The sequence below is a fragment of the Streptomyces sp. NPDC051041 genome (assembly GCF_044456065.1).
GTDB classification, from domain to species: domain Bacteria; phylum Actinomycetota; class Actinomycetes; order Streptomycetales; family Streptomycetaceae; genus Streptomyces; species Streptomyces glaucus.
Genome location: NZ_JBITFM010000027.1, coordinates 23,334 through 50,013, shown reverse-complemented (window position 1 = coordinate 50,013; position 26,680 = coordinate 23,334). Strand labels below are relative to the sequence as shown.

16 protein-coding genes and 5 pseudogenes are annotated in these 26,680 nt (G+C 72.7%); 13 read left to right on the top strand and 8 right to left on the bottom strand.

Features of this window, described 5'->3' with window-relative positions:
• The coding region (locus tag ACIBAI_RS27850; protein ID WP_399038456.1) for an S-adenosylmethionine synthetase N-terminal domain-containing protein at positions 1-134 on the bottom strand (134 nt) is incomplete at its 3' end.
• A gap of 132 nt (positions 135-266) precedes the next feature.
• Positions 267-1,019 carry a 4'-phosphopantetheinyl transferase gene (locus ACIBAI_RS27845; RefSeq protein WP_399038452.1) on the bottom strand — a complete coding sequence of 251 codons (753 nt, stop codon included), beginning with the start codon at positions 1,017-1,019 and terminating at the stop codon, positions 267-269.
• Positions 1,020-1,622: 603 nt separating this feature from the next.
• Between ACIBAI_RS27845 and ACIBAI_RS27840 the strand changes: the two are divergent.
• Positions 1,623-1,979 (top strand): annotated as a pseudogene (locus tag ACIBAI_RS27840) (IS5 family transposase); the annotation flags it as partial.
• Between the two features lie 3 nt (positions 1,980-1,982).
• On the opposite strand, the gene ACIBAI_RS27835 reads toward ACIBAI_RS27840, so the two are convergent.
• Positions 1,983-2,132: a hypothetical protein gene (locus tag ACIBAI_RS27835; RefSeq protein ID WP_399038458.1), complete on the bottom strand. Its 150-nt coding sequence runs from the start codon at positions 2,130-2,132 to the stop codon at positions 1,983-1,985.
• 24 nt (positions 2,133-2,156) lie between these two features.
• A complete protein-coding gene (locus ACIBAI_RS27830) occupies positions 2,157-2,705 on the bottom strand; it encodes a PadR family transcriptional regulator (protein WP_399038450.1) in 549 nt (182 codons plus the stop codon).
• 75 nt (positions 2,706-2,780) lie between these two features.
• Between ACIBAI_RS27830 and ACIBAI_RS27825 the strand changes: the two genes are divergently transcribed.
• The 3 genes and pseudogenes from ACIBAI_RS27825 (at position 2,781) to ACIBAI_RS27815 (ending at position 4,897) form a co-directional block, all read left to right on the top strand.
• A complete protein-coding gene (locus tag ACIBAI_RS27825; protein ID WP_399038449.1) occupies positions 2,781-3,713 on the top strand; it encodes a hypothetical protein in 933 nt (310 codons plus the stop codon).
• A gap of 31 nt (positions 3,714-3,744) precedes the next feature.
• A pseudogene (locus ACIBAI_RS27820) lies at positions 3,745-4,332 on the top strand (helix-turn-helix domain-containing protein); the annotation flags it as partial.
• A gap of 223 nt (positions 4,333-4,555) precedes the next feature.
• A complete protein-coding gene (locus tag ACIBAI_RS27815; protein WP_399038447.1) occupies positions 4,556-4,897 on the top strand; it encodes a VOC family protein in 342 nt (113 codons plus the stop codon).
• A gap of 33 nt (positions 4,898-4,930) precedes the next feature.
• Here the strand turns inward: ACIBAI_RS27815 and ACIBAI_RS27810 are convergent.
• A pseudogene (locus ACIBAI_RS27810) lies at positions 4,931-5,878 on the bottom strand (IS110 family transposase); the annotation flags it as partial.
• Between the two features lie 325 nt (positions 5,879-6,203).
• Between ACIBAI_RS27810 and ACIBAI_RS27805 the strand changes: the two are divergent.
• Positions 6,204-7,367: a DEAD/DEAH box helicase family protein gene (locus tag ACIBAI_RS27805; protein ID WP_399038445.1), complete on the top strand. Its 1,164-nt coding sequence runs from the start codon at positions 6,204-6,206 to the stop codon at positions 7,365-7,367.
• On the opposite strand, the gene ACIBAI_RS27800 is transcribed toward ACIBAI_RS27805, so the two are convergent.
• The gene (locus ACIBAI_RS27800) at positions 7,288-9,180 is read right to left on the bottom strand and encodes an SMI1/KNR4 family protein (protein WP_399038444.1); all 1,893 of its coding nucleotides are present in this window, start codon (positions 9,178-9,180) and stop codon (positions 7,288-7,290) included. The two genes, ACIBAI_RS27805 and ACIBAI_RS27800, sit on opposite strands and share 80 nt — an antisense overlap.
• 156 nt (positions 9,181-9,336) lie before the next feature.
• On the opposite strand from ACIBAI_RS27800, the pseudogene ACIBAI_RS27795 reads away from it, so the two are divergent.
• From ACIBAI_RS27795 to ACIBAI_RS27785, 3 genes and pseudogenes are all read left to right on the top strand, one after another.
• Positions 9,337-9,561 (top strand): annotated as a pseudogene (locus ACIBAI_RS27795) (RHS repeat-associated core domain-containing protein); the annotation flags it as partial.
• Positions 9,562-9,681: 120 nt separating this feature from the next.
• Complete coding sequence (locus ACIBAI_RS27790; protein WP_399038442.1) at positions 9,682-9,852, top strand: hypothetical protein; 171 nt, start codon at positions 9,682-9,684, stop codon at positions 9,850-9,852.
• A gap of 197 nt (positions 9,853-10,049) precedes the next feature.
• The gene (locus tag ACIBAI_RS27785; RefSeq protein WP_399038441.1) at positions 10,050-10,271 is read left to right on the top strand and encodes a hypothetical protein; all 222 of its coding nucleotides are present in this window, start codon (positions 10,050-10,052) and stop codon (positions 10,269-10,271) included.
• Between the two features lie 30 nt (positions 10,272-10,301).
• On the opposite strand, the gene ACIBAI_RS27780 is transcribed toward ACIBAI_RS27785, so the two are convergent.
• Together ACIBAI_RS27780 and ACIBAI_RS27775 are read right to left on the bottom strand one after the other, a co-directional pair.
• On the bottom strand, positions 10,302-10,868 hold the full coding sequence (locus ACIBAI_RS27780) for a transposase (RefSeq protein ID WP_399038454.1): 567 nt from the start codon (positions 10,866-10,868) through the stop codon (positions 10,302-10,304).
• Positions 10,852-11,316, bottom strand: coding sequence for a transposase (locus ACIBAI_RS27775; protein ID WP_399038439.1), 465 nt, complete (start codon positions 11,314-11,316; stop codon positions 10,852-10,854). The genes ACIBAI_RS27780 and ACIBAI_RS27775 overlap by 17 nt, the downstream gene beginning before the upstream one ends.
• A gap of 269 nt (positions 11,317-11,585) precedes the next feature.
• Here ACIBAI_RS27775 and ACIBAI_RS27770 point away from each other — a divergent pair.
• From ACIBAI_RS27770 to ACIBAI_RS27750, 5 genes and pseudogenes are all read left to right on the top strand, one after another.
• Positions 11,586-12,532, top strand: a pseudogene (locus tag ACIBAI_RS27770) (IS5 family transposase).
• A 169-nt stretch (positions 12,533-12,701) separates the two neighbouring features.
• On the top strand, positions 12,702-14,393 hold the full coding sequence (locus ACIBAI_RS27765; RefSeq protein ID WP_399038437.1) for a thioesterase domain-containing protein: 1,692 nt from the start codon (positions 12,702-12,704) through the stop codon (positions 14,391-14,393).
• Between the two features lie 83 nt (positions 14,394-14,476).
• Entirely contained in the window at positions 14,477-14,767 is a 291-nt protein-coding gene (locus ACIBAI_RS27760) for an acyl carrier protein (protein WP_399038435.1), read from the top strand.
• Between the two features lie 7 nt (positions 14,768-14,774).
• Positions 14,775-16,748 carry an asparagine synthase (glutamine-hydrolyzing) gene (asnB, locus tag ACIBAI_RS27755; protein ID WP_399038433.1) on the top strand — a complete coding sequence of 658 codons (1,974 nt, stop codon included), beginning with the start codon at positions 14,775-14,777 and terminating at the stop codon, positions 16,746-16,748.
• A gap of 16 nt (positions 16,749-16,764) precedes the next feature.
• Positions 16,765-26,664 carry an SDR family NAD(P)-dependent oxidoreductase gene (locus tag ACIBAI_RS27750; protein WP_399038431.1) on the top strand — a complete coding sequence of 3,300 codons (9,900 nt, stop codon included), beginning with the start codon at positions 16,765-16,767 and terminating at the stop codon, positions 26,662-26,664.
• Positions 26,665-26,680 lie beyond the last annotated feature (16 nt).

Sequence of the window (26,680 nt, the reverse complement as noted above, 5' to 3'; positions counted from 1 at the left end):
AGGGTCTCGACGGCGACCCGGGAGGCCGGGTCCTCCTTGAGCAGCGCGTCGAGGATGGTGTCGCTGATCTGGTCAGCGATCTTGTCGGGGTGACCCTCGGTCACGGACTCCGAGGTGAACAGGCGTGTCGTCATGATGACCTCCTGAGCTGGGAGTGGTCGTGGGGGAGCGTGCGACGGGGTGCCGGGCAGGGGCCGTCGCCGGGTGACGTCCGCACGCGGCGCTCCGGAGGGGCGGGGCGGCGGAGGCTGCGGGTCGCCGGATCGCTATCGCCGGGCACGGCCGAAGGCCGTGGAGGACGCGGGGGCGGTGCCCGCGCTGCGCGCGGGGGCCAGGACGGCGGTCAGCACCAGGCCGTCGTCCACCAGCCAGCGGCCCGCGAACTCGCCGGCCGGACCGGTCACCGCCGCGACCGCGGGCGGCAGCGGCACCAGCAGCCGCGCCGTGAACGTGCCGCGGATCCCCGGCCCGGCCGCGTCCGGCTCCACTGCCAGCCGCAGCCGTGCCTCCTCGAACCCCAGCATCCGGCCGGCGTGCGGCGACCAGGCCTTGTAGACCGACTCCTTGGCGCTGAACAACAGCCGGCCCCACGGGACGGCGGGGTGCTCGCGGGCGAGCCGCGCGAGGTCCGCGCGCTCCGCCGGCAGCGACACGGCCTCCAGGACGCCGTCCGGGGGCGGTTCGGCCGGTTCGGCGTCGATGCCCAGCGCCGCCAGGTCGGTGGCGCGTGCGACGGCCGCCACCCGGTAGCCGGGACAGTGCGAGATCGCGCCGACGACCCCGGCGGGCCAACCGGGCGCGCCGCGGTCGGCCGGCAGCAACGGCACGGGGGGATGACCGAGTTCGGCCAGCGCACGCCGCGCGCACCGCCGTCCGGTCGCGAACTCCCGGCGGCGCTTGTCCACCGCCTTCTCCACCACCGCCTCCTCCTCGGGAAACAGCGGGGGTTCCGTCAGATCGCCGCGTACCTCGCCGACCGCCACCGTCTCCGGCAGCAGCCGGCGCATCAGCGGGCGCACGGCGCACCCGACGACGAGGGGGACCGGCGGGGCCGGCGCGGGGGACGGTGACGCTCTTGGCGGGCGAGGCCCGGGGCGGGGCTCACCACCGGGGGGCCTCGCGGGACGCGGACCGCGCACCGGCGGACGATCGTGCACTGGTCAGGGACATGGGGAACACTCCTCGGTCGCGGTGCGGCACCCTCGATCACCGAGGCGGCGCAGCACGTCAGGTGTCCGGTGATCAGTTTTATGACACCGTCCGGCCCGTCGGCACAACGCCGGGCCGGGTCCCACGGCCTCTTTCAAGGAAAGCCGCAGTGTTCCGCGCCACACGCGGACGCGGTCCGGGTCCGGGGCACGCCGTGGCCGGCACGCTCCGCCCGCGGGCCGCCGCCCGGCCGACCCGCGCCCCCGGCGGGACCCGCGCGACCGCGCGACCGCGCGACCGCGAGGCCCGCGCGCCCTGCGCGCGTCGAGCCGCGCCCCGGGACCCCCGGGAGCAGCTCGTACCGCCGGTCGCCGCTCGGCCGACGAACGGCCCGCGGCAAGCCCGGGAACGCCGGATTAGGACGTGTCCGGCCGATCATGTGACTATTTCGCATCCGTGTTGTTGGTGTGGGCATGGGGCGGGGTGATCCGACGGATGCCGAGTGGGAACGGCTTCGGCCGTTCCTGCCGGTCGGCAACAGGCGTTGCGGCAGGTGGCGGGATCACCGGCAGGTGATCGACGGGATTCCGCGCCGGGTGCGGACCGGCGTGCAGTGGCGTGACCTGCCCGAACGGTTCGGTCCGTGGAGGACGGTTTGTGAACGCCGCCGTCTGTGGTCGGCGGACGGAACCTGGGAACGCCTGCTCCAGCAGGTCCAGGCCGGGGCCGACGCGGCAGGTGGGACCGACTGGGGCATCGCGGTCGACTCCATCATCGTGCGCGCTCGTCAGCACGCTGCCGGCGCTCGGGCCGAACCTGCGCCGGTACCCGCGTCAGAGGGGGCCGAAGAGGTGGAACACCAGGGCGAGACGCCGTGGCAGAGCCTGGTCGCCCGCCTGGTGGAGGTGGTGTGTGTTGTTGGCCATGAGGTTGTTGACGGGAACTTCGTGCACGGGTGCCGGTGGGTGAATGGGCCTCGCCATGACGCGAGGCTGGCGTCAAGCGAACTATCGGCTCGGCCAGGCGAGGGTATTGGAGCGGATCCGGCGGACGGTCGCGTCCAGCCATGAGCGTTCGTGACCGAGCTGGTCGCGGTAGTAATGGGTCTCGATCATGTGTAGCTCAGGGACGCTTCCAGCCTCGTCGAGCGCAGCTTCAACGCGTTCTTCCTCCTGACGGATGCGGTCGACGCGACTTTGCAGTGCGGCGGCCGCGTCGTTCGGGGCGAGGATTCCGAGATAGGCCAGCGCCGTCATGAATGCAGTGCGGTCGCCGAGGGCGCCGTCCCGGAGCTCGTGCTCGACTCGCTCGGCCAGAGCGTGCCGGCCTGTGGCGGTCAGCTGGAACGTCCGTCGATCTGTGTCTGTCGGCTCCGAGCGCAGCCAGCCGGCCTCTACGAGTGTGTTGAGCAGTGTGTAGACGGTCGAGTTGCGCACGCCGATGTAGGCGTAGCGCGAGCGCAGTTCACTGAACAGGGCGTAGGCGTGCCGAGGTTGCTCGGCCGCCAGCCCAAGAATCGGCAGCACGAGCGGGTTGGCGAGCGCGTTCGTTGGCATCGCTCCACACTAGCGCGCATAGCCGTATACGGCTACAGTGGCCATTAACCGTATACGGCTAGTGAGGAGTTCGTTATGCTGTTTGGGATCTGGCCCGGTGTGGCCGCGGCGGATCTGGTGGACCTGACTCCGCTAGCGACGCCACCAGAAGACGTCGAACGTACGCGCGCCGCACTGGACCGACTGCAGGGTAATGCGGCGCAGTTCTACATCCGCTGCTACCGGCACTACCGCGGCTCGGGAGCGCCAGAACCCGGCGTCGCTGCTGCGCCGGCTGATCCCGGGAACTACACCGGGCTGGGCCGGCTGATCGATCTCACGGCGTGCTATCGCGCTACCGACCCTGACCCTGCCGGATACGCAGAGTTCGTGCGCCAGGCAGTTCGAGACGTTGCCGCATGGGGCGGTGGGAAAGTCCAGGTCGGCGAAGAACTCAACGTGCCGTACCCACAGGACGGCGGCTTCCCGGGCTGCTTCGAGGCAGTCTCCGCGGGAGTCGCAGCCGGGCTCGAGGAACGCGATCAGTTGGGCGCGAACGTCGGAATCGGCGTGAACGGGGCCGGGGTCGCCGACCCGGCGTTCTGGACCAAGATGGTCGACGCTCTGGGCGCGGACTCAACCGCACGGCTCGACTTCATCGGCCTCGACATGTTCCCCGACGTCTTCCGCCCCCTCCCGGAGGACAAAGTGGGCGCAGGAGCACAGTTCCTCGTCCACACGCTGCGCGAGGTCGCTCGAGACGCCGGAATTTCCGAGGAAACGCCGATCCATGTGACCGAGACCGGCTGGCCCACCGGCCTCACCCGCGACGAGACAAAGCAGGCGCGCATCCTGCAGGCCGTCGCAGAGGCTGTGGCCGCGACGGGTGAGGTGAGCGTGTACGAGCTGTTCTCGCTCCGCGACGGGATCAGCGACGGTAACTGGCAGAACGGATTCGGGCTCCTCCGCGACGACTACACACCCAAGCCGGCGTACGACGCGGTTCGACGCCTCATCAACGTTTCGTGACCGACCCTCCACGTCCGAGAGAGGAGACGGATTGCTCTCGGCTACGACAACCCACCGGAACGCCCCTCTCACTCCCGAAGGCCGCAAGCGGCTCATCGAACGCTGTCGCACTCGCCCGATCGCGCATGTGGCTGCAGAGATGGGTATCTCGCGGGCGGCCGCGTCGAAGTAGGTGAACCGGTACCGCAAGTTCGGCGAGCCCGGGCTGCTTGATCGCTCGTCTGCCCCGGTTCGGCAGCCGACGGCGACGGCCGGCGAGACGGTGGCGCGGATCGAGCAGCTGCGTCGGGAGAAGAAGTGGTCGGCATCCCGCATCGCCTTCGAGTTCGGTGCGGACGGAGTCCCGGTCAGTCGGCGCACGATCACCCGGCACCTTGCTCAACTCGGGCTGAACCGCCGGCGGTTCATCGACCCGGACGGCGAGACGAACCGGGAGGTCAAGACGATCACCGCGAAGCATCCCGGGCACATGGTCCATTTGGAGGTGAAGAAGGTCGGACACATCCCCGACGGCGGCGGCTGGCGGGTGCACGGGAAGAACAGTCCCGAAGCCAGGGCGGCTGCCCGCGTGAAGACCTGCGGGGCGCGAGCCGGGTACGCATACCTGCATTCCGCGATGCTCCAGCGCGAGAAAGCGCTGGAGACTTGGAACCTGCACTACAACTACCACCGGCCGTATGGAGCGCACGACGGCACGCCGCTCGCATTCGCGACACCATCACGCGTCAACAACGTTCCTGGCCTCATACAACTAACAACTCGTAACACGATCTTGTGGCTCGCCGTACGTGGGTGTGATCGGCGTCGAGACTTGCTGGAGTCAGCGGACCTACCATGGCGGCATGTCCATCGACCTATTCGCAGGCATCCCGGTCAACGACTACGCATTGGCGCTGGACTGGTACGAACGACTCTTCGGCTGTCCACCTACGTTCGTCGCGAGCGACACCGAGGCCGTATGGGAACTGGCAGAGCACCGGTCGGTGGCGATCGAGCACCTACCCGAGCACGCGGGTCATGCGATGCACACCATCTTCGTAGACGACTTCGACACCCTCATCAGCCAGATCTCCGGTCGGGGACTTGAGCCCGCGAAGCGGGAGACCTACGAGAACGGCGTGCGCAAGGCCACGTACCGCGATCCCGACGGGAACGAGATCGGGTTTGGTGGCGCTCCGCGCTGACCACAGCCTGCTTGCGGTCCGCTATGTGCTCATTGTCACGGGTGCCGGGCCGGCGTAGGCGGCGAGGTGGCTGGCGGTGGCGAAGCCGCTGCCGTCACCGACGTCGATGAGGATGCGGGCGGCGGTCCTGACCCCGATGCCGGGCATCGAGATCAGGACCGGGGAAAAAGGGTGCGCCTCCAGAAGCTCTTCGATCTTTGTGGCGAGGAGTCTGCGCTGGTCAAGGACGGACGTGAGGGAACTGGCGAGGCTGGGGACGATCAGTGCGGCCGCGTCGGTGCCCGGGACGACGACGGTCTGTTCGTCGAGTGCGGTGAAGATATCCTCCACCAGCCGCTCGGCCATCCGCGGTGCCTTCGGCCGTATCAGGGTGACCAGTCGTCGCCTTCCGGCTTTGCGGATCTGGGCGGGTGAGCCGAACTGCTCCAGCAGCCTGAGCACGGCCGGGTGCTGGATCCGTGGGCCCAGGACCCGTTCCAGCGACGGGTGGATCTGGGTGAGCAGGCCGCGGAGCCGGTTGGCGATGCGGGTGGACTCGCCCGCCAGGTCGTCGTCGAAGCCCGCGATCATCGCGAGCTCGGCAACCGTCTCATCGGCGGGATCGACCGCCCGCAGGGTATGGGGCATCGCTCTGGCAGCGTCCGCGATGACGAACGCGTCACGGGCGTCGGTCCTGGCCTCACCAGGGTAGAGATCGGCAATCCGCCGCATGGTCAGCCCGGGCAGGTAGGCGATTTGGCAGCCTGCATCGCGGGCGACCGCCAGGGGCAGAGCTTCGATGGAAGCCGGCTGGTCGACGACCATCAGCACGGTTCCATGCTTGGCCCGGAGCTTGTCGAACAGCTCCCGCAGCTTCGGTTCGCTGTTAGGCAGCGGCTTGTCGAACACCTTCTTCCCAGCGCGATTGACGGCGGTGGCGTGATGTTCGCCCTTGCCGACATCCAGCCCCAGATAGACGCTGATGTCGGTTTCGTCCGTCACGACCGTCGCTTCCGCCCTGGTCTGTTCCCCGGCCTCACCTGCGGCAGCAGCGTGTCGGCATCCACGTCACGAAGAGACTGCCGTACCCGGTTGAGGGTTTGGCGCTCGTGCCTCTCATCAGCGGTCTGCCAATGCCTCCGGCACCGGCGACACCACCTTTTCGATCATCTCGACTGGGGGCTCAAGTCATACCGGGCCGAAGGCCGGGAGCCTCCTTGCGAGGCCATGAAGAAGGTAACGGGGGCGCTTCGGCGGTGGCCCGCGCTGCCCCACCGCCCCCGCCCGCTGCCCGGATGCCGCCTGCTTCACAGCAAGGAAGAGCCGTATGACTGTGCTTGAACCGCCCAGACCCGGCCGCCCCAGGGCGGTCCTCTTTCCCGACCAGGCCGAAGCCGTCGAGCAGCTCGTGCGGCACCTTCACCGCCCAGGGACGCGGGGACTGTTCGTATCGGCGACGGGCACCGGCAAGACACTGGTGTCGATCCGGGTGGCGGACCGACTCGGCGCGCGGCTGGTGCTGTTCGTGGTCCCCACCCTGGACCTGGCCGCGCAGACGGCACTGGCCTGGCGCCGCGACGGCCACGACGAACACATGGTGATCGTCTCCTCCCTGGACGCCGCGCGCGTCGGCTCGACCAGCGACCCGCTCGCGCTGGCAGCCGCGATATCGGTCGTGGGGGAGGGACCCGACCAGCTCCGGGCGTTGACGGTGATCTGCACCTACGACTCCCTGGACAAGATCGAGCAGACCCAGCGCACGGGCTATGCGGTCCCGCCGTTCGACCTGTGGCGATCATGGACGAGGCCCACCGGACCGCCGGCCGCGCCGACAAGAAGTGGGCGATCGTCAATGACGCGAAGCGCACCTGCGCCGACCGCCGCCTGGCGCTCCCGCCTCGCCGCGGCCGCCGGCTACCTGCGCACCCACGGCCACCTCGCCGCCCCCGGCACCAACCCCCCTCGCCCCCGCCCGCCGCACCTTCGAACAGACCGTCCAGCTCCTGGAACTCTTCCTCCACCGCGAAGGCCGCGCCCCCACCGCCCGCGAGATCATCCGCGTCGATGGCGAAACCATCAAGATCGGCGCCTGGCTCGCCAAAGCCCGCACCAAGCACCGCACCGGCCAGCTCCCCGAGACCCATGCCCGCCTGGTCGCCACGCTCTTCGACGGCGACTGGACCACCGAGGACGCCGTCCCCGCCGTCCTGGCCTGAGCACCCGTTGTCCCCAGCGGGGCGTGACCCTGATGGCGCTCTTTGAAAGCGGCCGCCCCGTGCTCGGGGTGATCTCATACCTGCTCGGTGGATCTCCCCACTCGTACGGCACCCGGCCTGCGGACGGGCGCCGCGAGGCAGGGGGCGCCGCCGGCGGGGCCCGCCTTCCTCGGACGGTGCGGGGCCTGCCCGAGTTCAGGGCCGATGCCGCACGAGGTAGGCGTAGGCGAACCCCTCGCCCGCGCGTGGCGCCCGGGTCCAGGACCGGGTGGTGAAGGTGGGGAGCCTGCCCCGGGTCAGCGCGAAGCGGGGGAGCGAGAGCCCGAGTTCGGTGTGCAGGGCCTCCAGTACACGCAGTTCGCAGTCGGTTTCGGAGTCCTCCGGACGGAACAGCCGTGCGGGGTCCAGCGCCTCGGGTATCCGGCCGGAGCGCTCGATCTCCGTGCCCCGCACGGTGAACGCGTACAGCTCCTTGCCCCGTTCGGCCACCGACAGATGGAACGCGGCCGGGTGCTCATCCGGGGACGAGCGCCCCGGCTCGCGCCACACCACCACCGCGCGGCCGGACAAGGAGGCGGCCGGAGCGGGAGACAGGAACAGCTTGCTCAGGTGGCGGTGGGAGGGGCCGTCAAAGGCGAACGCCCACCCTTCCGCAGTGCGGCCGACGGCGACCACGGCCCGGTCCTCCCAGAGTTCCACGCCCTCCCGCTCATGGGGCTTGGGCGCCCGCCGGGACGCCTTGCGCGGATCCGTGGGCGCACTCAGTTCGGCGCCTTCCTCACCGATCAGCGCGGGCAGGCGGGCGGGGCCGATGCCCTCGGCCCAGACACAGCGGTATCCGTCGAGCGGCCGCCAGTTCGCCGCAGGCTCCGTCAGCCAGGCGAGGCCCGGCGGGTCGAGATCGGGCACCGGCTCGGGAGCGGGGCCCGTCTGACCGGACCGCGGTGTCGCCAGGATCTCCCGCCCACGCTCCGGGGTGACCAGCGGGCCCAGGACCGGATCGGCGAGCAGGCCGATCGGGGCGATCAACGAGGGCCCGGGCGCCTCCCACAACGGGAGCGCGTCCCGCAGCACCCGCCACGCGGCATCGGTCGCCCCCCAGCGGGCCGACTCCCGGGCCTCGGCGACGGCCCGGCCCCATGGACCGGGAGGCGCGTAGCGGTGGGTGCCGTCCCGCATCGTTCTCAGTACGGCCTCGGCGGCCTCGCGGGCCGCCCCGCGGGCGGCCATCATCCCCAGCCAGTGGTCGTCCCCGCCCAGCCGCCATTTCCCGCTCGCCGGCCTCATGGCCTCCACGGGCAGGATCTCCGGCAGGTAGCGCGGGTCGGCCACCAGGTTGCCGTAGTCCCAGGAGCCGCCCGAGGCCAGCAGATGCCGGAGCTGGTTCAGCAGGACGGCGCTCCGCGGCCGTCCGAAGGACCGCGCCTCCTCGAGCAGGGGCAGGGCCTCCTCGTACCGTCCGCGCAGGGCCAGCAGGCGGGCCTCCTCCACATGGGCGTCCTGGAGACGCGTGGTCGCGTTCACGAAGTCGGGCCGCTCCGCCCGGTCCGCGTGGAAGCCGCGGTACATGGCCTCCATGTAGGCGCGGAACGACGGGTAACGGTCCGGAAATTCACCGCTCCAGCCCTTGTAGACGTAGAGCGCCCACTCACCGTCCTGGTCGCTGTCGCCCGGGTCGAGCAGGGCGTACGACATGTCGGAGTCCGTCTCCAGCCGCAGCGCCCGTTGCCACATCCCGGCCAGCAGGACGTGCTCCTGGCGCGGATCGTCGCCCAGGTTCTGCTCGTACAGCGGGGTCATGCCGTACGGATCCCGGAACCAGTCGATGTCCGCAGCGCCGCCGAGCTGATAGACCCCGGCCGCCTGGTCCACGTGCCACCCGTCGCTCGCGGCCAGGAACTCCCGGTACGAGGGAGGCAGCCGCCGCCCCAGCCGCTCCTCGGCCGCGGCGATCGCCGCCTCGTCCGCCCCGGGTCTGCCCAGAGGGACGACGGTCTGCCCGCCGTCGTCGTCCTCGTCCGCGCGCGGAACCCACTCCTTTTGCCAACGCCCCAGAAACTCGTGCCAGTTGAAGGTCTCGTTGCTCATGGCCGCATGGTGTCATCCGGCACCGACAACGGTGTCGGTCCTGTTCTCGTATAGCTGCGGCCAAGTGGCGGTTGTAGCCGTCTGCCCTGATCAGCGGCCTGGGAAGCTGTCACGGTAAATGCCTGAGCTGCTGCGGCAGCGGGCCGCTCCAGCAGGGACGACGCCGAACGCACCAAGCTCGGCTCAACCTGGTTCCACCACACCGCACTCGGCCTGGCCTCCACGACCACCAACGGCGTCGACATCGGATTCATCCGCGAACCGGCGGGCACCTTGAACTCCATGACGACTGGGGGGAAGTCCTACTACTACCTCACCGGCGCCACCGGCAACGTCCTCGGCCTCGCCGACGACACCGGCAAGCGCACGCACACCTATTCCTCGTCGGTGAAGCTCTGGGAAGCTAGTCGCACCCCGAAACGATCCCAGCTCACCTGACTGAAGCTCCGGGGCGGCGACAGCGCCGTCCCGGAGCTTCAGTCACTTCGCAAGGAGAAGGAATTGGATAAGCGCCAACTGATCTTGTTGCTGGCAGTAATCATCGCCTTTGGGGTAGCAGGACTGGCCATCGGACTGATGGGTTCCTCACGAACAACAGCGCTCATTTCCTTCGCCGTCATCGCTGCGCCTTTGCTCTACCTGATTTTCAGTCGGTCACAACAGGGCAGGTAGCAACCCCAGCCCCAGACCCTTGTACCCGCCCTCCATAGCCCCGAGGGGGCGTGATTTCCAGCGTCGACTCTCCGACGACTCGCAGCTGCGCATGGTCAGCGGCGGCCGAATGGCCACTCCCGGCACGTTCTGCGGCGGGGTGGGAAGCCGGTCGCGGTGGTGCTGCCGACCGTGGCGGTAGCGAAGGCATCGGCAGCATGGCCAAGGACGTGTACGAGGGCAATTACAAAGACGCCTTGGCCACCGGCGTCGGCCTGGCGGCGGGTGCCGCCGCCGAGTCCGCATGTGGCGCGGTCGCCGTCGCCGTCAGCGCACCGACCGCAGGCGTAGGCGGGTTGGCTGTTGGCGCCACCTGCTTCGGCGTCGGATACGGCGCGGGCGAACTGGGCGAGAAGGCCGCATCCAGCGTTTTGAACTAAGCATCGACAAGCAGTACTGACTTCGGCTCGTCAGGGTGAGGCTGGGCCGTCGAGGGTCAGGCCGGTGCCGGCTATGAAGCCGTCGAGGGTTGCAGGCCGATACCGAAGGCGCTTGAGGCGGTTGCGTACGAGTGCTTCGAGCCGGTCCAGGGCGACGACGGCGAGGTTGGCCAGGCTGCGCTTGACGTGCGCCCACACCCACTCGACCGGGTTGAGGTCGGGCGAATACGCGGGTAGCAGGAACACCGTCAGCCACTCGCGCTCGGCAATCAGCTCACGCATGGCGTGGGAGACATGGGTGTTCAGCCGGTCCCGGACCAGCACGATCGGCGCCTTGAGAAGTTGGTGGACGCCGTCGACCAGCGCGATGAAGTCCCGCTCTGCCATGCTGCGGCGCTTGTCTTTGCCTGGTCGGTGGGTGCGCGGGCGGTGGCACAGCCGGGTGCGGGAGCCGAGCCTTACCGCGATCACTCCGGCCACCGACAGGCGTCCCGAGCGTCGCCCGCTCACCGTCACGACCGGGGTGTGGCCGCGCCGGCCCCAGGTGCGTCCCCGGGGCGGCCGGCGGGTGAACCCGGCTTCATCCTCGAAGCAGATGTAGCCCCGCAGGCAGCCCGGGCTCTTTTACCTCCGCCCAGGTCGCCTCCTTCCAGACGGTGACGGCCTGCTCGTCGCGTCCGGCGACCCGCCGTGTGGGAACCGGCGGGCTGAAGCCGAGCCGGTGCATCAGCCTCGTGGCGCCCGAGACGCTGTGGGAGACGTGGAACTTCCGGCCGGTCAGCGTGGCCACCCGAGCGGCAGTCCACACCTGGTTCTCCACCCAGCCGTGCGCGGCCGGACCCTGCTCCAGATACCCGGCAAGCTTTTCCAGGCAGCGCGGCGACAGACGGCACCGCGACCCGCTCGGACCGCGGGAGGCCAAAGCCTCACGACCGCCGTCCCGCCACAGCTGATGCCACTGGTAGGCCGATTTCAGACTCACTCGTAAACGCCGTGCCACCTCCGGCGGCCTGACCTTCTGCTCGAACAGCTCGGCCGCTTGCATTCGCACCGATTCCCGACGCCGACGCCCCGCCGCGGTCAGCCCGCCCCCATCCGCATACCTCACACACCACGGGATACAGCCACCGCTCCAGCCCCATCAGGGACTTCATCAAGATTCACCCTGACGAGCCGAAGTCAGTAGTAGTAGGCGGCGACCGGGCGCAGGCTGTTCAGGAACTCCAGGCCTGTTTCCCCGCCCCCGTCAGCGCCGGATTAGGACGTGTCCGGCCGATCATGTGACTATTTCGCGTCCGTGTTGTTGGTGTGGGCATGGGGCGGGGTGATCCGACGGATGCCGAGTGGGAACGGCTTCGGCCGTTCCTGCCGGTCGGCAACAGGCGTTGCGGCAGGTGGCGGGATCACCGGCAGGTGATCGACGGGATTCCGCACCGGGTGCGGACCGGCGTGCAGTGGCGTGACCTGCCCGAACGGTTCGGTCCGTGGAGAACGGTTTGTGAACGCCGCCGTCTGTGGTCGGCGGACGGAACCTGGGAACGCCTGCTCCAGCAGGTCCAGGCCGGGGCCGACGCGGCAGGTGGGACCGACTGGGACATCGCGGTCGACTCCACCATCGTGCGCGCTCATCAGCACGCTGCCGGCGCTCGGGCCGAACCTGCGCCGGTACCCGCGTCAAAGGGGGCCGAAGAGGTGGAACACCAGGGCGAGACGCCGTGGCAGAGCCTGGTCGCCCGCCTGGTGGAGGTGGTGCGGGAGGTGAGGGCCTGGGCCGCTCGCGGGGCGGGTCCACCAGCAAGCTCCACCTGAGCGCGGACTGCACCCGGTTCGAGCCGGTCCTGGAGAGGATTCGCGTCTCCAGGAGCGGTGCGGGCAGGCCGCGCAAGAAGCCCGACAGCCTGGCGGCGGACAAGGCCTACAGCAACGGGCCCTGCCGCGAGTACCTGCGGCGACGGGGCATTCGGCACACGATCCCGGAGAAGACCGACAGCCGGGCCGCCCGCCCGCGCAAGGGCTCACGCGGCGGACGACCGCCCGGCTTCGACGAAGACCGCTACAGGAAGCGCAACACCGTCGAGCGGGCGATCAACCGCCTGAAGCGGTCCCGGGCAGTCGCCACCCGCTACGACAAGCGCGGCTACGTCTTCCTCGGCACCGCCACAGCAGCAGCCCTTGTCATCTGGCTGCGAACCCGATCGCCCGGACAAGTCCTAGGGGATTCCTTAGCCGGTCACTCATTAGCGTCGTGGAAACGCTGCTGATCCCCCTCCCCCCACGTGAAAGGCTGACGGAAGTGACGGCCGCGCCGAGTTGCGAATTCTGCTGCTTCGGGAACGACGGACACGCACGGAGAGCCGGTGCCCCGGCTCCTGGCAGATCCTCGTCCTCATCGGCTGGATCCGCGGCTCCGCAGCGGCCGGTGAAGCCGACGTGAGCCGGACCCGCGCCACTGGAGGGCCCGCCCCCGCGGTGCTGTTCCCCGGACAGGGGTCACAGCGCCGGGGCATGGGCGCCGGACTGTTCGACCGCTTCCCCGCACTGACGTCGCTCGCCACGGACGTCCTCGGCTACGACCTGCCACGGCTGTGCCTGGAGGACCCCGACGGCAGGCTCGACGACACGCGCTACACCCAGCCCGCGCTCTACGTCGTCAACGCGCTCTCCTACCTGGCCTCGCTGGAGGACGGCGAACCGGAGGGCGCCTACCTCCTGGGACACAGCCTCGGGGAGTACAACGCGCTGCTCGCGGCGGGCGCCTACGACTTCGAGACCGGTCTCAAACTCGTCATCAAGCGGGGCGAGCTGATGGCCGGGGCCGGACACGGCGGCATGCTGGCCGTCGTCGGCATGCCGGAGTCCGACCTCGCGCGCTTCCTCGCCGACGAGGGACTGCGGGGACTCGACATCGCCAACCTCAACACCCCGGCCCAGACCGTGCTGTCGGGCCCGGTCGAGGACATCGCCCGCGCCGAGGGCCTGCTGGAGGACCGCCGGGTGCGCACCTCCCGCCTGCGCGTGTCGGCCGCCTTCCACTCCCGGTACATGGAGCCGGCCCGAGCCGAGTTCCGGGCGTTCCTCCAGGGCTTCAGGTTCGCGCCGCTGCGTGCCACCGTGATCGCCAACGTCACGGCCCGGCCGTACACCGACGGCGGGATCGCCCGGCTGCTGAGCGACCAGATCTCGGGCCCCGTGCGGTGGGTGGACAGCGTCCGCCTCCTGCTGCGGCACACCTCCCCCGCATCCTGCCGCGAGGCCGGCGGCAGCGGTGTGCTCACCCGCATGCTGGGGCAGATCGCCCCGCCCCCGGCGGGAACCGGCGGAGCGGCCGCCCGCCCGGTGGCGCCCGGGACCGCCGAGGCCCCCGCAGCGCACCGGCCGCCGGCCGCGGGCGTCCCGGTGACCCGGCCGCGCCTGTTCTGCGTCGCCTACGCGGGCGGCGACGAGCGCGCCTACGCCGGACTCGCCGAGCAGTGCCCGGACGTCGAGGTCGTCACCCTCGAACGCCCCGGACGCGGCCGGCGCATGTCCGAGCCGCTGCTGCGCGACACCGACGGCATCGTCGACGACCTCCTCCGCCAGCTGCGCGACCGTCTCGACGCGCCGTACGCGCTCTACGGGCACAGCCTGGGCGCCCGCCTGGCGTTCCTGCTGTGCCGCAGACTGCGCGCCGAGCGGCTGCCCGCGCCGCGTCACCTGATCGTCTCCGGCGAGTGCGGGCCGGCGCTGCCGAGCCGCGAGCGGGACACCTGGCGACTGCCCACCGACGCCTTCTGGGACCACCTGAAGCAGCTGGGCGGCCTTCCCGCGGAACTGTTCGACCACCAGGACCTCATGGCGTTCTACGAGCGGATCCTGCGCGCCGACTTCGAGGCGCTGGGTTCGTACACGCACCGCACCGAGCCGCCGCTCGACGTCCCGGTCACCGTGCTGACCGGGCACGACGAGTGGTTCACCGAGCAGGACATCGGCGCGTGGCAGCAGGAGACCACCCGCCCCCTGACCGCGCACCGCCTCCCGGGCGACCACTTCTTCATCCGGGACCACTGGGCCGAGATCGCGCGGATCGCCGTCGGCGCGCTGCGCGCCGACGGCGCGGCGGACCCGCTGCCGTCCGCCGTCTGACCCGCCGCACACCGTCCGGCACGCCGCCCCCGCGGAGCCGCGCCAGGGCGAGGCATGCCGAGGCATGCCTGGAAACCACCCATATGTACACCTTCATCCTCAGGGAGCGAGAGAGGCCGATCATGGACGAGCTGAAGCGGTACATGGAGGAGCGCTTCCTCTTCACCTTCGACGAGGACATCACCGAGGACACCGACCTGTTCAAGGCCGGGATCCTCGACTCCTTCGGCTACATCGAGCTGATGGCGCACATCGAGGAGACCTACGGGGTGAAGTTCGGCGAGGAGGACCTGCTGAACGGCGTCGTGGTCTCCTTCTCCGGCATCCGCGACTTCGTCGGCTCCGCGCCGCGGCAGAGCACCGGGAGCAGGTGACGGCCTCATGTGCGGGATCGCAGGGTTCTACGGCAGCCGACTGCCGGCCCCGTCCTACCACGACGTGATGCGCGGCATGCTCGCCCAGATCGAGCACCGCGGTCCCGACGAGGCCGGCTGCTTCCTCGGCGACCACCTGGCCATGGGCACGGTCCGGCTCGGCATCATCGACCTCGCCAGCGGGTCCCAGCCCGTCGGCAGCGCGGACGGCCGTCACTGGCTCTGCTACAACGGCGAGCTGTACAACTACGTCGAACTGCGCGAGGAACTGACCGCGCTCGGCTTCGCGTTCCGCACCGAGTCGGACACCGAGGTCGTCCTCAACGCCTGGATCGCCTGGGGCAGGGACTGCCTGCGCCGCTTCAACGGCGCGTTCGCCTTCGCCCTGCACGACGCCGTCACCGGCGAACTGCACCTGGTGCGCGACCGGTTCGGCAAGCGCCCGCTGTACGTGGCCCGCCACCAGGGGGCCTGGCTGTTCGCCTCCGAGATGAAGGCGTTCCTCGCCTACCCCGGCTTCACGTTCGCCTTCGACCCCGAGCAGCTCGCGTCGATCTTCGCGACCTGGACGCCGCTGCCCGACCAGAGCGGCTACCGGGGCATCGAGCAGATCCCGATGGGCTCCTACCTCCGCCTCGACGGCCACCGCGCCGAGCGCGGCCGCTGGACCGACCTCGACCTCACCGCGGGACCGGGCCCCGCCACCGAGGAGGAGGCCCTGGAACGCATCCGCGAGGAGCTGGCACGCGCCGTCGACGTACGGCTGCGCAGCGACGTCGAGGTCGGCGTCTACGCCTCCGGCGGCCTCGACTCCTCGATCGTCGCCCACCTCGCCGCCCGGCGCACCGGCCGACCGCTGCGCACGTTCTCCGTCCGCTTCGACGACCCCGAGTTCGACGAGTCCGCCGAACAGGACGAACTCGCCGCCCACCTCGGCACCCGGCACACCGCCGTGCAGGTGTCCGACGCCGACGTCGTCGAGGCGTTCCCCGAAGCCGTACGGCACGCCGAGGTCCCCGCCTTCCGCACCGCGTTCGTCCCGATGTACCTGCTGGCCGAGGAGGTCCGCCGGCAGGGCATCAAGGTCGTGCTGAGCGGCGAGGGCGCCGACGAGGCGTTCCTCGGCTACGGCATCTTCAAGGACACCCGGCTCCTGGCCGCCTGGCACGAACTCGACGACGAGACGCGGCTGCGCCGCATGGCCCGCCTCCACCCCTACCTGCGGCACTTCAACGGCGAGGACGGCCACCGCCGCATGCTGGGCCTCTACCGGCAGTTCACCGAGGAACGCCTGCCCGGCCTGTTCTCCCACCAGATGCGGTTCCAGAACGGCCGTTTCGCCACGCGCCTGCTGAAGAACCCCGGCGACCCCTTCGCCGCCGCCCGGCGCCTGGTCGCCGAGGAACCCGGCTACGACCGGCTGACCCCCGTCCAGAAGGCCCAGTGGCTGGAGTTCCGCACCCTGCTCGCGGGCTACCTGCTCTCCACGCAGGGCGAACGCATGACGCTCGCGCACGGCGTGGAGAACCGCTGCCCGTTCCTCGACCCCGCCGTGGTCCGCCTGGCCGTCTCGGTCAACCTGCGCTTCGACGACGGCTACGACGAGAAATACCTGCTCAAACGCGCCTACGAGGACGTCCTTCCGCGCCGCGTCCTGCAGAAGGGCAAGTTCCCCTACCGCGCTCCGGACAGCGCCGCGTTCGTGCGCTCCCGGCCGGACTACCGGGACCTGCTCCTCGACGCCGACACCCTCGACGACATCGGCGTGCTCGAACCCCGCTTCGTCACCGCCTTCGTCAACCGCGTGTTCGACACCCCGCCCGAGCGCGTCGGCACCAAGGAGAACCAGGCGTTCGTCCTGCTGTCCTCCCTGGTCTGGCTGCACCACTGGTTCGTCCGGCGCGCCGGAGCCGAACGCGCGCCCAAGGACCTGGCCCTGCACGTCGTGGACCGGCGCAGCAGCAGCGCCGTGTCGGTCTGATACGGAGAACGCCCCCATGCCCCAGGCACACACGGCCCCCGCCGCCGGCGGCGACCGGGACGTCGCCGTCGTCGGCGCCGCCCTGCGGCTGCCGCAGTCGCGCACCATGGACGAGTTCTGGACCCACCTCGCCGAGGGCCGCTCGCTGATCAGCGAGGTACCGGCCAGACGGTGGCGGAAGGAGGACCACGCGGGCGACCCGCGCCGCGAGTTCAACAAGACCAACAGCGTCTGGGGCGGCTTCGTCGACGACATCGACTGCTTCGACGCCGAGTTCTTCCACCTGTCGCCGCGCGAAGTGCAGTCCATGGACCCGCAGCAGCGCATGGCCCTGGAACTGAGCTGGCACGCCCTGGAGGACGCCGGCTACCGCGCCGACCGGCTCGCCGGCTCGCGCACCGGCGTGTTCATGGGCGTCTGCCACTGGGACTACGCCGAGCTGATCGAGCAGGAAGTCGCGGAGATCGACGCCTACTACCCCACGGGCGTCGCCTACGCGATCATCGCCAACCGGGTCTCCCACCACTTCGACTTCCGCGGCCCGAGCGTCGTCAACGACACCGCCTGCGCCAGCTCCCTGGTCGCCGTGCAGCAGGCCGTGCAGGCGCTGCGCGCCGGGGACTGCGACTACGCCCTCGCCGGCGGCGTCAACCTGTGCTGGTCGCCGCGCCACTTCATCGCCTTCAGCAAGGCCGGCATGCTCTCCCGCGACGGCCGCTGCCGCGCCTTCGACGCCGACGCCGGCGGCTACGTCCGCGGCGAGGGCGGCGGCGTGCTGCTGCTGCGGCGCGCCGGGGACGCCGCACGCGACGGCGACCCGGTGCACGCGCTCATCAAGGGCGTCGGCAGCAACCACGGCGGCCGCACCAGCTCGCTGACGGTGACCAACCCGGCCGCGCAGGCCGAGCTGATCGCCGGCGTCTACCGGCGCGCCGGGGTGGCGCCGGAGACGGTGACCTACATCGAGGCGCACGGCCCGGGCACCCGGATCGGCGACCCGATCGAGGTGCGCGGCCTGAAGCAGGCCTTCGCCGAGCTGCGCGGCGACGGTGAGAAGGCGACCGGCTCCGGCACCCCGCCCGAGGCCGGGCACCGCTGCGGCATCGGCTCCGTGAAGTCCAACATCGGCCACCTGGAGGGCGCCGCCGGAGTCGCCGGCATCCTCAAGGTGATCGCCGCCATGCGCCACCGCAAGCTGCCCGGGACCGTCGGCTTCCACCGGCTCAACCCGCTGATCAAACTCGACGGCACCCCCTTCTACGTCGTGGACCGCCTCACCGACTGGGACACCGGCGACCCCGCCGCCCCGCTGCGCGCGGGCGTCAGCTCGTTCGGCTTCGGCGGCACCAACGCCCACGTGCTCCTGGAGTCCCCCGGACCCGGGGACGACGAGGCCGGCCGGGACGCGGAACCCGCGGACCGGGACGGCGAGGCGGGCCCGCGCGAGCAGTGGCTGCCGGTGTCCGCACGCGACGAGGAGCGCCTGCGGGAGACCTGCGCCGGGCTCGCCCGCTGGGCGCGCGCCCGGCTCGCCGAGGACGCCGTGCCGGACCTCGCGGACATCGCGCACACCCTGCGCGAAGGCCGGGTGCCCATGCGGGAACGCGTCGTCTTCCGGGCCGCCGACATCACCGCCTGGGCCGGGCAGCTGGAGCGCTTCGCCGCCGGCGAGGACCTGCCCGACGACTGCCTGCGCGGCCGGGCCGGCGGGAACCCGCAGCTGGGCGCGTTGGACACCGAGGACCTGGCGGCGCTCGGCGCGCGCTGGATCGAGGAGGGCCGCCTGGCGAAGTTCGCGGCGGCGTGGGCCGACGGACTGCCCGTCGACTGGTCCCAGTGGCCCGGCGGCGGCCGGCGCATCCACCTGCCGGGCTACGCCTTCGCCCGCACGCCGCACTGGTTCCGGCCCACCACCGCGCCGGAGCGCACCGCCGCCCCGGCCGCGCGGCCGGCCCCGCCGCTCGGCGAGGGCCGCCGGGAGGACGGCCAGTGGCGCTTCCCGCTGCTGTTCGACGCCGAGCACGACTTCGTCCGCGACCACCTCGTGGGCGGGGCCCGCATCGTGCCGGGCGTCATGGTCCTGGAACTCGTCACCGCCGCCGCCCGGCACACCGCCGCGCCCGGCGACCACCCGGCCGGCGCCCGCCCCTGCGTGCGCAACGCCGTGTGGATCCGCCCGCTGCGCGTCGACGCCCCCCGGCTGGCCGCCGAACTGCGCCTGGTGCCGCGCGGCGACGGCCACGACTACACGGTCCTCGACGCCTCGGGTTCGCCCTGCGCGCGGGGCCGCGTCGAATGGCGCCCGCTCACCGAGGAGACGACCGACCTCACGGCGCTGCGCGGCCGGCACACCCGTCCCGTCGACGTCGCCGCGGGCTACGCCGCCCTGCGGGCCGCCGGCATCGCGCACGGCACCGCGCTGCGGGGCCTGGACGCCGTGTACGGCGGCCCGGACGGCGTCCTGGCCCGGCTGGTCCTGCCGGCCGGCGCGGCCGGCGGTCCGGCGCTGCAGCCGGCGATCCTCGACTCCGCGCTGCAGGCCGCCCTCGCCGTGGGCGCGGACGCCGACGGCGCCGGCTGGCGGCGGCCGGACGCCCCGCAGGTGCCGTTCGCCCTGGACGCCCTGGAGGCCCACGCGCCCACCACGTCCGTGATGTGGGCCCTGCTGCGGCCCGGCGGGGAACGCCGCACGGAGGTGCCCAAGCTCGACGTGGACCTCTACGACGACAACGGCCGGCTGTGCGTGCGGATGCGCGGCTACGCGGCCCGTCCGCTGACCGCCGCCGCACCCGAGGCGCCGGCCCCGCAGGAGGCGCCCGCCGCCGAGCCCGCCCCGCAGGAGGCGTCCGCGCCCGCCGCGACCGTCCCCGGCCGGGGGGACACCGTGCCCCCGCAGCCCGCCCCCGAGGGCCGGCTCATCGAGGTCACCCGCGCCTGGCGGGACGCCCCGGCCCCCGCCGGGGCGTCCGGGCGGCCCGCCGCGGTCGTCGTCCTCAACGCCGCCCTAGACGAGGCGCACGTCCCGGCCGCCGCCGCCCGCCTGGGCGCGGACATCCTGCCCCTCCCGGCCGCCCGGCCGGCCGGAGAGGGCGGGCCGCACGCCGAGGCCGCCGCCGCCAAGGCCGCGTTCGACGCCTGCTGCGCGCACCTGCGCCGGCTGCTCGGCGACCGCGACTCCACCCGGCGGGTCCTCGTCGTCGCACCCGGCGCCCCGGACTCCCCGGTCCACGCCCCGCTGGCCGCCGTGCTGAAGACCGCCCGCCAGGAGGACCCGTCGCTGCGCGGCAGGCTCGTCCTCGTCGACGGCCTCGACCCGCACGACAGCGACCGGTTCGAGCGCGTCGTCCGCGCCGAGGCCGCCGCCGACGACGGCGAGGAGACCGCCTGGGACCGGCAGGACCGCCGTACCCGCTGCGTGACCGTGGAACTGCCCGCCCCGGCCGCCGACGGTGACAGCCTGCTGCGCGCGGGCGGCGTGTACTGGATCACCGGCGGCGCCGGCGGCCTGGGCACCCTGCTCGCCGAACGCCTGGTCCGCCGGTACGGCGCGACCGTCGTGCTCAGCGGCCGCAGGGAGCGCAGCGAAGCCGTCGACCGGCTGCGCGACCGGCTCGCCGGCCTGCCCGGCGAGGCCCTCTACCGCCCGGCGGACGTCACCGACGCCGACGGCGTGCGCGAGGCGGTCGCCGCGATCCGCGACCGGTTCGGACGCCTCGACGGCGTCTTCCACGCGGCGGGCGTCCTCGACGACGGCTACCTCGTGGCCAAGCCGCCGGCGCGCACCGCGGCCGTCCTCGCGCCCAAGCTCGACGGCACCGCCCACATCGACGCCGCGACCCGCGACGCCCGGCCGGACTTCCTGATGCTGTTCGGCTCCGTGGCCGGCGCGTTCGGCAACGCCGCGCAGGCCGACTACGCCGCCGCCAACGCCTACCTCGCCTCCTACGCCGTCACCCGGACCGGCCCGGAGCGGACCCTGCGCGTCGTGGAGTGGCCGCTGTGGGCCGAGGGCGGCATGCGGGTCGACACCGCCAGCCTCGCCTACCTGCGCAAGCGCAACGGCGTCGTCCCGCTCCCCACCGAGGCCGGCCTCGACGCGCTGGAGCGCGCCCTGCGCACCGACGGGCCCGTACGGCGCGCGGTGCTCTTCGGGGAACCGGAGAAGCTGCGCCGCTACGCGGGCGTCCCCGGCGCGCACGAGGAGCGGGCCGCGCCGCGCTCCGGCGGCCGGCGCGAGACCGGCGAGCGGGAGCTGCGCGCCCTCACGCACGACTACCTGCGGCGCGTCTTCGGCGAGGTCACGCGGCAGGACCCCGACACCGTCCAGGTGGAGGAGAAGCTGGAGCACTACGGCATCGACTCCATCGCCATCGTCGACCTCACCAGCCGGCTGGAGGACGACTTCGGCTCGCTGCCCAAGACGCTCTTCTTCGAGTACGTCGACCTCGCGGGCGTCGCGGACTACTTCGTCACCGAGCACCGGGAACGGCTGCTGGAACTGCTGGCGCCGGCCGGACCGGAACCGGAGCCGGAGCCGGAACCGCGGGCGCGGCCGGAGCACCGGCCCGGAGCCCGCCCGGCGGCGGACACCCCCGCAGCCCCCGCCGCCCCCGCGGCTCCCGCCGCCCTGGCCCCCGCCGCGGTGACCGCTCCCGCCCCCGCACCGGGCACCGACCCCGGCTGGCACGACATCGCCGTCGTCGGCATGGCCGGCCGCTACCCGGGCGCCGACACGCTGGAGGAGTTCTGGCGGCTGCTCAGCGACGGGCGGCACAGCTTCGAACCGGTGCCCGAGTCGCGCTGGCACCACCGTGACCTCTACCACGACGAACGCGACGTCCTGGGCAAGACGGTGGTGCGCACCGGCACCTTCCTGCGCGACATCGACGCCTTCGACCCCCGCTACTTCTCCATCTCCCAGCGGGACGCCGAGATCCTCTCCCCGGAGGTCCGCCTGTTCCTGCAGGCGGGCGTCACGGCCCTGGAGGACGCCGGCTACTCGCGCGAGACGCTGCGCCGCCGCTACGACGGCGACGTCGGCGTCCTCGTCGGATCGATGAACAACAGCTACCACCTGTACGGCTTCCAGAACATGCTCACCCGCGGCTCGGTGACCAGCGGCAGCGAGATCGGCGTGATCGCCAACATGCTGTCGTACTACTACGGGTTCACCGGCCCGTCGATGTTCCTGGACGCCATGTGCGCGTCCTCCTCGGCCTGCGTGCACCAGGCGGTGCGGATGCTGCGCGCGGGGGAGTGCCGGATGGCCGTCGTGGGCGGCGTCAACCTGATGCTGCACCCGTACGACCTGATCGCCACCTCGCAGGCGCACTTCACCACCCGGACCGCCGAGGTGGTGCGCAGCTACGGCGTCGGCGCCGACGGCACCATCCTCGGCGAGGGCGTGGGCGCGGTCGTCCTCAAACCGCTCGCCGAGGCCGTCGCCGACGGCGACCACGTCTACGGCGTGATCAAGGGCACCGGCATGACCAACGCCGGGGTGCGCAACGGCTTCACCGTGCCGAGCCCGCACCTGCAGGCCCGCGCGATCGAGAAGGCCCTGGACGACGCCGGGGTCGACGCGCGCACCATCAGCTACCTGGAGGGCCACGGCTCGGCCACCGCGCTCGGCGACCCCATCGAGATCAAGGGCGCCAGTCTCGCCTTCGCCCGGCACACCCGGGACCGGCAGTTCTGCGCCCTCGGCTCGGTCAAGTCGAACGTGGCCCACCTGCTGTCCGCCTCCGGCCTGGTCGGACTGACCAAGGTGCTGCTGCAGCTGCGGCACCGCACGCTGGTGCCGTCGCTGCACTCCGAGACGCCCAACCCGTCCGTCGACTTCGCCACCACCCCGTTCGTGGTGCAGCGCCGCCTGGAGGAGTGGCGGCGCCCGCGCGTCCCGGCGGGCGACGGCACCGTCGAGGCGCCGCTGCGCGCCGGTGTCACCTCCATCGGCGCGGGCGGCGCCAACGTGCACATCGTCGTCGAGGAGCACGCCGGGCCGGTGGCCTGCGCGCCGGACAGCGGACGGCCCCAGCTGCTGGTCTGCTCCGCGACGACCCCCCGGGCCCTCGGCCGCGTGCTGCGCGACCTGTACACGTACGCGCGCGACACGGGACCCTCCCTGGACGCCCTGGCACACGCCCTGCAGACCGGCAAGAACGAACTGCCCTGCCGGCTCGCCTTCGTGGCCGCCGACCGCGCCGACGCCGTACGGCAGCTGGAACGGCTGAGCGCCGTCGACTGGACGGCCGACGCGCCCGCGCCGCCCGGCGGCGTGCACTACACCGCCAGCATCCTGCGGCAGCGGCGCGCCACCGACACCGCCGCCGTCGAGCGGGCCTTCGACGAGCGGGCCCTGGACGACCTCGGCCGGTACTGGACGCAGGGCGCCGCCCTGGACTGGGACCGGCTGTGGCCCCGGGGCAGCCGCCCCGCCAAACTGTCCCTGCCGGCCTACCCGTTCGAGAAGGTGCGCTGCTGGTACCCCGAGCACGAGGACGCGCCGAGCGTGCTGCGCCCGCTGGCCTTCGCCCGGCGCGCCCACCCCTGGATCGGCGTCAACCGGTCCGACCTGCGCGGCGTGCGCCACGGCCTGACCCTGCGCGGCGACGAGCTGCTCGACTACGTCCACACCTCGGGCCGCACCCGCCGCTACGTCACGCTGGCGCTGGCCGACGCGGCGTCCGCCTTCGCGGAACTCGCCGGACTGACCGGACCGTTGCGCGTGGAGCACGCCCGTTGGGGCGCGCTGCCGCTGCCCGCCGACGCCCCGGCGGAGCTGGAGTGGCGGCTCGGCGCGGCGGGGGAGGGCCGGCACCGCGCGGAGCTGTGGCACCTCGGCGGCGCCCGGCCCACGCTCCGCTTCCACGCCGACGTGGTGCCCGCACCGCCCACCGCCGCCGCGACGGCCCCCGACCCGGCCGGCCGGGCCGCGGCGTCGGACGGCGAGGCGTTCTACGAACGGCTCGGCGAGGCGGGCGTGGACGCCCGGCCGTACGGCCGCTGCGTGACCGGCGCGACCACGCTGGACGACGGGCGCCTGCTGCTGCGGATCGCCGAGCCCGACCGGTGCCAGGACCCGCACAAGCAGCGCGTGCGCGTGCCGGCGTGGGTGCTGGCGGGCGTCACGCAGGGCGTGATGTACCTCCACGCGACCGCCGACCCGGCCGGCCGGAAGGAGGCCGGCGCCCTCTGCCCGGTGGCGCTCGGCGCCCTGCACGGCGACGGCTTCGACCGGACCCGCACCGTGGTGCTGACCGCGGAGCGCGGGGAGACGTGGCACGTCGGGGCGGTGTTCCTCGACGAGCACGGCGAGGTGCTGGGCCGCCTGGACGACGCCGTGTTCGGCAGCGGACCGCTGCCCGAGTCCCTGGACGGGGAAGCCGATTCCCCGGGCGGGGAATCCGCCGCCGCCCACGGCACGCCGCCGGCGGCACCGGTGACCGGGAGCACCGCCGCCGCGCAGCCGGTCGCCGGCGACCGGAGCGACACGCTGGTGGAGACGCTGCGGCACATCGTCGCCGACCTGCTGAAGTTCGAGGTCGCGGACATCGACGCCGACACGCAGTTCTCCGCGTACGGCTTCGAGTCGATCTCACTGGCCCACCTCGCCACCGAGGTCGGCGCCACGCTCGACGTCGAGGTCACGCCCACGCTGTTCTTCGAGTGCCCGGACATCCGCAGCCTGAGCCGGCACCTGATCGAACGGTACGGCGACGCTCTGCGGCCCGCGGGCACCGGCCCCGGCGCCGGGAGCGCGGCGCCGGAATCCGTACGACCGGAGCCCGGCGGCCGGCCGCGGCCCGCACCCGCCTCCGCTCCGGAGGCCGCGGCTCCGGCCCCGGCTCCGGCGGCGGCGTCCGTCGCGTCCGGGCCACGGGGCCACCGCGCCGCCGTCCGCCCGGCCCCCGCGGCGTCCGAGGCGCCCGCCGGCAGCGCGGCGGCCCAAGCCGGCGCGGTCGCCGTCGTCGGAGCGGCGGGGCGCTTCCCCGGCGCGGACGACCTGGACACGTTCTGGGCGAAGCTGCGCGAGGGCGCCGACCTGGTCCGCCCCTATCCCGGGGACCGCTTCGACGGGCCCTACGCCGATGTCGTCCGGCGGTCGGACTTCCCGAAGTGGGCGGGACAGCTGGACGGGGTCGACCGGTTCGACGCGGACTTCTTCCACCTGTCCCGGCTGGAGGCCGAGCTGATGGACCCCCAGCAGCGCCTCGCCCTGGAGACCGTGTGGGCCGCGCTGGAGAACGGCGGCTACGCGCCCGCCCGGCTGCCCGGGAACACCGGCGTGTTCTTCGGCGTGTCCGGCTACGACTACCACCAGCTGCTCAACGCCTCCCGGGTGGCCCCCGACGGCTACACCGCCACCGGCAACGCCCACTCGGTGCTGGCCAACCGGATCTCGTTCCTGCTCGACGTGCACGGCCCCAGCGAGCCGGTCGACACCGCCTGCTCCAGCTCGCTGGTCGCCCTGCACCGCGCCGTGGAGAGCATCCGCAGCGGACGCTGCGAGATGGCCATCGCCGGCGGGGTCAACCTGCTGCTCAGCGTCGACACGTTCGTGTCCACGCAGATGTCCGGCATGCTCAGCCCCGACGGCCGCTGCAAGACCTTCTCCGACCGGGCCGACGGCTACGTGCGCGGCGAGGGCGTCGCCGCGGTGCTGCTCAAGCCGCTGGAGCAGGCACGCCGCGACGGCGACGCCATCTGGGGCGTCGTCATCGGCAGCGCCGAGAACCACGGCGGGCGCGCCCAGTCGCTCACCGCGCCCAACGGGGCGGCGCAGACCGCCCTCATCCAGGACGCCATGCGCGGCATCGACCCCGACAGCATCGGCTACGTCGAGACCCACGGCACCGGCACCCGGCTCGGCGACCCGGTGGAGATCGACGCGCTCCACCGGGCCCACCGCGCCCTGCGCGAAGCCCGCGGCGCGCGGCGCGCGGACGGCCCGCGCAACCCGGCGTGCGCGCTCGGCTCGGTGAAGACCAACATCGGCCACCTGGAGGCCGCGGCCGGCCTCGCCGGCGTGCTGAAGGTGCTGCTCGCCATGCGGCACGGCGAACTGCCGCCCACCCTGCACTGCGCCGACCTCAACCCGCTGCTCCCGCTGGACGACGGCGACTTCGAGGTCGTGCGCGAACTGCGGCCCTGGCGGCGGCGCGTGGACGCCGAGGGCCGGCCCTGGCCGCTGCGCGCCGCGGTCAGCAGCTTCGGATTCGGCGGCGCCAACGCCCACGTCGTCCTGGAGGAGCCGCCCGTCCCGCCGGCCCTTCCGCCCGCGCCGCCCGAGCCGCAGGCGTTCGTCCTGTCCGCCCGCGACCCGGAGCGGCTGCGCACCTCGGCCCGGCAGCTCGCCGACCACCTCGACCGGGCCCGCCGCGAGGGCCGCGCACCGGACCCGGCCGACCTGGCGTTCACCCTGCAACTCGGCCGTGCCGCCCTGGAGGAGCGGCTCGCCTTCGTCGCCCGCGGGATCGACGAGGTGAGCGCCGTGCTGCACCGGTTCGCCGACGGCGCCCCGCCCGCCCACGTCAGCACCGGCAGCCTGCGCCGCTCCCGCGGGACCGGCGTGCAGCGCGACCCGGTGCCCGCGCCCGAGATCGCGCAGGCGCTGCGCGAACGCCGCCTGGACGCCGTCACGGCCGCCTGGTGCCGGGGCGAGACCGTCGACTGGCGGCCCCTGCACCCCGCCGGACGGCGACGCACCCTGCGCCTGCCCGGTCACCCCTTCGCGCGGGAGCGGTACTGGGTGCCCGCCCCGGACGCCGCCCCGCCGCACCCCGCCCCGGACGCCGGCCGGCCCCGGACGCCCGCCCCGGACGCCCCGCTCCCGTTCGACGCCGACGCCTACGCGGCGGCACTCGACGCGGTGCTCGACGACCGCGCCGGACCGGACGCCCTGAGCAGGTTCTGACGGAGCCCGCCATGAC

Coding starts and splice junctions, on each gene's coding strand:
- ACIBAI_RS27835 (WP_399038458.1), bottom strand. CDS start 2,132: ATGGCGAGGCCCATTCACCCACCGGCACCCGTGCACGAAGTTCCCGTC.
- ACIBAI_RS27830 (WP_399038450.1), bottom strand. CDS start 2,705: ATGCCAACGAACGCGCTCGCCAACCCGCTCGTGCTGCCGATTCTTGGG.
- ACIBAI_RS27825 (WP_399038449.1), top strand. CDS start 2,781: ATGCTGTTTGGGATCTGGCCCGGTGTGGCCGCGGCGGATCTGGTGGAC.
- ACIBAI_RS27815 (WP_399038447.1), top strand. CDS start 4,556: ATGTCCATCGACCTATTCGCAGGCATCCCGGTCAACGACTACGCATTG.
- ACIBAI_RS27805 (WP_399038445.1), top strand. CDS start 6,204: ATGACTGTGCTTGAACCGCCCAGACCCGGCCGCCCCAGGGCGGTCCTC.
- ACIBAI_RS27800 (WP_399038444.1), bottom strand. CDS start 9,180: ATGAGCAACGAGACCTTCAACTGGCACGAGTTTCTGGGGCGTTGGCAA.
- ACIBAI_RS27785 (WP_399038441.1), top strand. CDS start 10,050: ATGGCCAAGGACGTGTACGAGGGCAATTACAAAGACGCCTTGGCCACC.
- ACIBAI_RS27775 (WP_399038439.1), bottom strand. CDS start 11,316: ATGCAAGCGGCCGAGCTGTTCGAGCAGAAGGTCAGGCCGCCGGAGGTG.
- ACIBAI_RS27760 (WP_399038435.1), top strand. CDS start 14,477: ATGTACACCTTCATCCTCAGGGAGCGAGAGAGGCCGATCATGGACGAG.
- asnB (WP_399038433.1), top strand. CDS start 14,775: ATGTGCGGGATCGCAGGGTTCTACGGCAGCCGACTGCCGGCCCCGTCC.
- ACIBAI_RS27750 (WP_399038431.1), top strand. CDS start 16,765: ATGCCCCAGGCACACACGGCCCCCGCCGCCGGCGGCGACCGGGACGTC.